Below are 6695 nucleotides of genomic sequence, written 5' to 3' on the forward strand. Positions count from 1 at the left end.
TACAATCGGACGAAAAGGAACAATGATCGACAAAGAAATTGAAAGCAACTATTTAAATGAAACAATGACGCTAAAACTTTATCAGCCAGAATCGTTTTCACCTCTTTACAAATACCACATTTGTATTATGCAGGATGGTGATGACTACTATCAGCTTGGCCGCGTTGCTACGTTGAGTGATAAACTGCATGCCAGTGAAGAAATTAATAATACGGTGTTTGTTGGGATTCATTATCAGGATAAATATGACCGCAAGAAAAAATATCACCCGGCAGGCGATCAGCAGCAGGCCTATATCAAATTTCTCGTGCACGAGGCAGTCCCTTTCCTTGAAGATCTGCTCCCTACTTATCATATGGGCCAGTCCCGTGCATTAATGGGAGATTCACTGGCCGGGACGTTAGCTCTGATGACAGCATTGAAGTATCCAAACACATTTGGCAAAGTAATCATGCAATCTCCTTACGTTGATGACACTGTTACAGAGGCCGTTAAAAACGCAAAAAACTCGCATTCCATCGATATTTATCATACGATTGGAACAGCTGAAACTGCGGTAGATACAACCGATGGAAAACAATCTGATTTTATAACTCCAAACCGTGAGCTACAGGAACTACTTCAAGAGAAAGGCATGAGCTATACGTACCATGAATTAGAAGATGGCGAACATACGTGGAAATTTTGGCAAAAAGATTTAAAGCGAGCATTATCAACGCTTTTCGGCTAAATATTTACTAATTTCTGAAAATCTTCTCCCTGCACGAAGTAATTTTTTGTTATAATAGAAGATAGACCAAAATACAATAAGGCATTTTTTAGCAGTTTGGAGTATATTTATTGTCCAACTGCATAAGTGTAACGAAGGCATTAAACCGTAAGTTTTTCAAAAATATAAAGGAGGATTCATTGTATGACAAAATATGGTATAGCAATTTTTCCATCAAAACCAATCCAAGATGATATCAACTCTTACCGAAAACGTTATGACCCGCATTACGCACTAGTTCCACCACACCTAACACTAAAAGAAGCGTTTGAAGCGGATGATGAAACAATTGATGAACTTGTTACCGAATTAAAGTATATTGCAAACGAAGCAGAACCGTTTAAGCTGCAAATCAATAAAGTAAGTACATTTGCGCCGGTTACAAACACAATTTATCTGAAGGTTGAGCCAACGCAGCAGCTCCTTGATTTATTCGAAAAAATGCAAACAGGCAAGTTTCCCGAAAATATGGAGTACAACTTCGTACCGCATATCACCATTGCCCAGAAGCTTTCAGAAGATGAATATTCCGATGTGTTTGGCAGCATGCAAATGAAAGACATTCAATTTGAGGATACGGTAGATCGTTTCCAGCTTTTATATCAATTGGAAAACGGAACATGGACAGTATATGAATCGTTTGTTTTCGGGAAAGAGAAAGTGTGAGAATAAAAGTAGTTGAGACAAATGACCAGAGACAGCAGGCATTTAACGTACGAACAGCAGTCTTTGTTGATGAACAAAACGTACCACCTGAAGAAGAGCTGGATTCGTTTGACGAGCAAGCCATTCATTTGATTGGTTACGATGATGACTTGCCGATAGCAGCAAGTCGGGTACGTTTTGTGGACAGCTACGGCAAGTTAGAACGCATTTGTGTGCTCAAGGATCAGCGCGGCAAATCCAATGGCGCACAAATGATTGAGTCGATGGAATCTATCATCAAAAATGAAGGCTACGCTAAAGCTAAATTGAATGCTCAAACCCATGCAATTGATTTCTACCAGCGTCTTGGATACAAGGTAATTTCCGATGAATTCATGGATGCTGGTATTCCGCATGTAGCAATGATAAAAGAATTAAGTTGAAAAGCGACAGTTTGTTTTAAACCAGACTGTCGCTTTTTAATGTATGCTAACTCCCTTTTCGGATATCATAAATGTTGAATGTGCTGTGAGGGGGAGCTACTAATGGAAAATTTAATGCCTATACTTATTGAAACATTATTTGGCTTTTTTGCCCTGTTTGCATTGACCAAGGTACTAGGTAAAACACAAATAATACAATTGACTGCATTTGACTTTATTGCAGCATTAGTCTTGGGTGAACTTGTAGGAAACGCAATTTTTGATGACCAGGCAGGTATAACTGAAATTGCCTTTGCAGTAATAGTAGCTGGAATTATTTTGTACGTGACAGAAATTATCACACAAAAATATAAAGGCTCTCGTTCCCTGCTTGAGGGAAAACCGTCAATTGTTATTTATAAAGGAAAGTTAATAAAGGAAGAAATGAAGAAAAATAAGCTTGATATAAATCAATTGCAGCATCTGTTAAGGGCTAAAGATGCATTCTCCATCTCGGAAGTGGAATACGCAATCCTGGAAACAGACGGCACGGTATCCGTAATGAAAAAACCCGTTCACCAGACAACGACCAAACAGGATTTTAACATCGCTCCTAAACCTGTCAGACTTCCAACTACATTAATTAATGATGGAGAAGTCCTATGGGATAACTTGAGAGAATCAGATTTATCGGAGAAATGGCTGGAACAGGAATTAATCAAGCAAAATTTTAATTCGGTAAAAGAAGTCTTTTATGCAGAATGGAATGAAGGAAAAGACGAATTATTTGTCCTGCCTTTTACTGAGAAAGAAACGTAGCTTATTAGTAAATTAATTTGAGCCCTGCCACCATAGGCCAAGGCTCTTTGTTTTTTTCATATACTATCACTAAAATAACGACCTTTTCCGGTTACATCGGCATGTATTTTTTCGGCTGTTGGCGATTTCACAGCAGATAGCTTATAGCCGGATTCTCTAGTTGATTTCAGTCGTCCTTCCTGTCTCGCTATATCCTGGTGCTTTGCTTCTAAAATAGCTTTATACGGTTTCTCGATGTAATAAGGATCCTGTTCATCTTCCGTTACACGCTGTTGGTAATCTTTATACTGATAATGATTTATCGGTAAAATATAACCCACTGTGAACATCCCCTTCCACCTGCTATTATAATTTCTTCATTAACTGCCAAGATCACCATTATATTCATATATATTCGGCACCTATCTAACAATACCCTTTATTAGTGGAAATTATTCCATTCTTTTTTCAAATTCATGCATCATCTTTTCAAAATCAGCTACCCCTTGCAAAAACTCCTTATTCCAAGCGTCCATTTCCTTTTCAAAAACGTGCATTTTCTTCTCTGGATATTGAAACCATTTTTCATTTTTAGCTAAATGCTTTTCAATTATTTTCAACTGCTTAAGCAATCGAATATCCCGTTTCTCTCGCATTCACTCACTCCTTAAAGAAAAAAGACAGCTACCAAAAGCTGTCATCCTTCTGCTTATTAAATCCAGGAAAATGGTCCACGATCCTGATTATCGCCGGAATCGGAACTTGAACTTTCATCATCACGATCATCATGACGAGTATCTTCTGTGCCTTCTACACGCTGATCATCGTCATCCTGTCTACCTCCGAAAAAAGGATCTCTTCGACGGCGATCAGGGCGCTCAAAGTACACATTATCTGCTTTTATTACTAAGTCCTTGACATGAATGACTTTTCTGTTATCAGACATTTCGTTAACACTCCTTTTGAGATTCATGGTCGCTATTAGTCTATGTATCTTTTCTCAATGGGTATAGACAGATGCCCCAAGTTAAAAAGAATTTCTATTATAAATATCTCGATTATCCTGACGAATGCCCACACCATATACCTATAAACACATATCCTATTAAAGACAACAAGTCAATAACATTTAGGAAGGAGATATAATTCATGGGTTGTGGAAAAGACTTTGATACAGGTAGCTGTGTATGCGATATTTTAAGAGAGATAGTTGATGCACAAAATGATGTGGTAGAGAATTGCTGTGACACGAGCTGCGAACGTTCCATCAGTGATTTGCTAGGGGAAACAGACAATGGCAATGGATTAGACACAGTACCAGTAATATTATACTGTAAAGATAGTTGTAAACCTTTTAAAGGCTTTGGCGCTCATCCAGATGATATCGGGGATGTTCAGGCAAGCTTCTACTTCCGCGTTAAGCGTGTGATGGATGATTGCTGTGCTGTAGTGGAATTATTAAGAGACCCAGGTGATAATGACAACAATCCAAAGGACCCCGTAGACCAGGACACAAATCCTTTACGTGCTACAGGAATCTGCATGACGGTTGATTTAAATTGCTTCTGTCATATAACATGCCTTCCTGCAGTTTCAGCTTTTAACTAATCAAACAACCAAAAAAGTGCGCCAGCAAAATGTGGCGCACTTCTTTTTTTTAGAAGCCAATAAGACGAATATCATTAATCGAATCGAAGGGAATTTCTGTTGTTGATGTTCTTCTGCCAAGACGCATGATAACATTCTCTTCCTTTAGATCAACAATGGTACCGCGATAATTTCGTTCTTCTGTTTTAACTTCACATTTCATTGCAGGAACATGCTTTGGTGGATTAACAAAATAGTCAATGCGCTCATTTAATGTCATATCCTTAAATTTCTTTCGCTCCTGGTCTGAACTTTCATCACTATCATCATCTTCTTCATTCGTATCTTCTATTTCGCTGTCACTTTTCTTATTAAAATTATCTCGTCTTAAGGGACGCATCTGCACATTTTTCGTTTCCTGAGTCACCACCTGTTCAGCAGGTGCTTTTTTCGGTGATGTGTATTGATGCTGCATTGGAGCTTTAGGTGTTCCTATTGATGGTTGATGAATATAGAGTAATGGGCTTTTGGCAAACTTTTTTTCTCCCATCATGCATTCTCTCCTTTGTATTCCATTAGTCAGACCATTATATGAACCCAGTTTCGAATTTGTGTATTTCGCCTAAATCAAAAAGTTCATAAATGCTGTCGCCATCCCAAAATAGATAAGAATTGAAATAATGTCATTTATTGTTGTAATAAATGGTCCAGATGCAACAGCCGGATCAATATTCAGCCTATCCATCAAAATGGGGACAAGCGATCCTGCTAGGGTCGCAACAATCAGTGTTGCCATAATCGACAAGCCTACCAATAGCCCAAGGAAAAATTGACCTTGCCATAGGAAAATCATAACGGTAATTACTATACCGCAAACAGTTCCGGTAATTAACCCTGTTCCAGCTTCACGTAAGACAAGCTTCATCTTTCCCTGTTTGCCATAATCACCGTTTGCAAGTCCGCGAACGGCAACAGCAAGTGCCTGTGTTCCTGTATTTCCTGCCATTCCAGCGATTAACGGGATGAAAATTGCCAAAACTGCCACTTCATCAAGTGTACTTTCAAACTGGCCAATCAGACTCGCTGTCAGCATTCCCAAAAATGATAATATCACAAGCCATGGCAGGCGTTTTTTTGCCGAGACAAACGCATTATCATTTGGCCGGTCGATATCGGATACACCAGCAAGTTTAGAGTAGTCATCACTTGCTTCCTCATCCATTACATCCAAAATATCATCGACAGTAATAATCCCTAATAAATGATTTTGAAAATCAACTACTGGTAAAGCGAGAAAGTCATAATCACGCATCATTTGGGCAATTTCTTCTTGATCTTTTGCAACAGATACGGAGACTATCTTTTCACTCATCAAATCAGAAATAAGTGTATCATTATCTGCTATAATCAGATCACGTAACGATAACACTCCAACAAGCTTCTTGTCTTCATCTACTACATACAAATAATAAATGGTTTCTGCCTCTGGCGCTTCAGCCTTTAAATACTGCATGGTGTCTTTCGCTGTCTTGGTTTGATAAATCGCTACAAACTCAGTTGTCATGATACTGCCGGCAGTTTTCTCCTCATAATGCAGGAGCTGTTTAATTTCGTCGGAAGCTTTTTTGTCCATTATCGTGAGAAAACTGACAACAGCATCCTTCTCCAGTTCATTTAAAATATCAACTGCGTCATCTGTTGACATGTCAGCAAATACCATTGCTGCAAAACGTGGGTCCATTTCCATGAAAAACGGTTCAATATCCTCAAGGTCGATGTTCTCCATAAATTCTGCTGTTTCTTCAGGGGATAGGTACATGTATATTCGTAATCGGATATCTTCTGGCTGTTCCATAAAAAACACGGCTTGATCATATGGATGCAAATCAAGAAATTCATCCCGGAATGCTTCTGTTTGTTCATTTTTTATAAGGGTTTGCAATTGGTTATCTATATTTTCCATATGATCACTTCCTTCGCTTACTTTGTCTCCAATAATTATAGCATGGAAAAAGACATTCTGAAATTAACTCCCAATACGCCTCCGCTTCGTTCATTTGTAAAAGGATCCTGTAATTATAATGCTTTTTCAGCTGCGTGGTTGAAATAAACAGGGTAACCGTTGATTATCGGGGGCAGTTTTGGAAGATAAAATACTACTAACATTAGAAATCAGATAATAATCAGCATAACTTTCGCCCCTGTTATCGATGAACTCATTTTTAACGGAATGAGGATCACTAGCCTTGCAAATGTATTAACAAGTGATAAGTAGGTTGTGGATATTTAAGAGGATTATCTAATTTTATGGGGTATGTAAAAATTTTCCAGTTGGTTTTTATCTCTAAAAACAAAAAACTCAATAGGGTCAGTAAATCCGCCCGTGTTATCCAAAAAATGGTAAATTTATTTAAAGTATTTCGCTGTTTTAGAACGTTTTTCTCCTATGGGCTTTACGACTGCAACTCCAGCAT

The 6695-nt window shown here is 38.3% G+C and carries 10 protein-coding genes; 5 read left to right on the forward strand and 5 right to left on the reverse strand.

Features of this window, described 5'->3' with window-relative positions:
- Positions 1–4: 4 nt before the first annotated feature.
- The 4 genes from ACE1TG_RS10240 to ACE1TG_RS10255 all read left to right on the forward strand — a co-directional run bounded on the left by ACE1TG_RS10240 (position 5) and on the right by ACE1TG_RS10255 (position 2655).
- On the forward strand, positions 5–730 hold the full coding sequence (locus ACE1TG_RS10240; protein WP_375052296.1) for an alpha/beta hydrolase: 726 nt from the start codon (positions 5–7) through the stop codon (positions 728–730).
- 183 nt (positions 731–913) lie between these two features.
- Positions 914–1435 (forward strand): YjcG family protein, encoded by a 522-nt coding sequence (locus ACE1TG_RS10245; RefSeq protein ID WP_375052279.1) that lies wholly within the window; start codon positions 914–916, stop codon positions 1433–1435.
- Positions 1432–1857 (forward strand): GNAT family N-acetyltransferase, encoded by a 426-nt coding sequence (locus ACE1TG_RS10250; protein WP_375052280.1) that lies wholly within the window; start codon positions 1432–1434, stop codon positions 1855–1857. The genes ACE1TG_RS10245 and ACE1TG_RS10250 overlap by 4 nt, the downstream gene beginning before the upstream one ends.
- Before the next feature lie 102 nt (positions 1858–1959).
- Complete coding sequence (locus ACE1TG_RS10255) at positions 1960–2655, forward strand: DUF421 domain-containing protein (protein WP_375052281.1); 696 nt, start codon at positions 1960–1962, stop codon at positions 2653–2655.
- Positions 2656–2711: 56 nt separating this feature from the next.
- On the opposite strand, the gene ACE1TG_RS10260 is transcribed toward ACE1TG_RS10255, so the two are convergent.
- The 3 genes from ACE1TG_RS10260 to ACE1TG_RS10270 all read right to left on the reverse strand — a co-directional run bounded on the left by ACE1TG_RS10260 (position 2712) and on the right by ACE1TG_RS10270 (position 3580).
- Positions 2712–2975, reverse strand: a complete 264-nt coding sequence (locus ACE1TG_RS10260) for a hypothetical protein (RefSeq protein WP_375052282.1) — start codon at positions 2973–2975, stop codon at positions 2712–2714.
- Between the two features lie 111 nt (positions 2976–3086).
- Complete coding sequence (locus ACE1TG_RS10265; protein ID WP_375052283.1) at positions 3087–3290, reverse strand: hypothetical protein; 204 nt, start codon at positions 3288–3290, stop codon at positions 3087–3089.
- 56 nt (positions 3291–3346) lie between these two features.
- A complete protein-coding gene (locus ACE1TG_RS10270; protein ID WP_375052284.1) occupies positions 3347–3580 on the reverse strand; it encodes a hypothetical protein in 234 nt (77 codons plus the stop codon).
- 203 nt (positions 3581–3783) lie between these two features.
- Here ACE1TG_RS10270 and ACE1TG_RS10275 point away from each other — a divergent pair, with 203 nt between their 5' ends.
- A complete protein-coding gene (locus ACE1TG_RS10275) occupies positions 3784–4242 on the forward strand; it encodes a CotY/CotZ family spore coat protein (RefSeq protein WP_375052285.1) in 459 nt (152 codons plus the stop codon).
- 49 nt (positions 4243–4291) lie between these two features.
- On the opposite strand, the gene ACE1TG_RS10280 is transcribed toward ACE1TG_RS10275, so the two are convergent.
- The gene (locus tag ACE1TG_RS10280) at positions 4292–4774 is read right to left on the reverse strand and encodes a CotO family spore coat protein (RefSeq protein WP_375052286.1); all 483 of its coding nucleotides are present in this window, start codon (positions 4772–4774) and stop codon (positions 4292–4294) included.
- A gap of 69 nt (positions 4775–4843) precedes the next feature.
- Positions 4844–6184: a magnesium transporter gene (mgtE, locus tag ACE1TG_RS10285; protein ID WP_375052287.1), complete on the reverse strand. Its 1341-nt coding sequence runs from the start codon at positions 6182–6184 to the stop codon at positions 4844–4846.
- Between the last annotated feature and the right edge of the window lie 511 nt (positions 6185–6695).

Origin of the sequence: Virgibacillus sp. JSM 102003 (assembly GCF_041949995.1) — a bacterium.
Taxonomy (GTDB): Bacteria; Bacillota; Bacilli; order Bacillales; family Amphibacillaceae; genus Lentibacillus.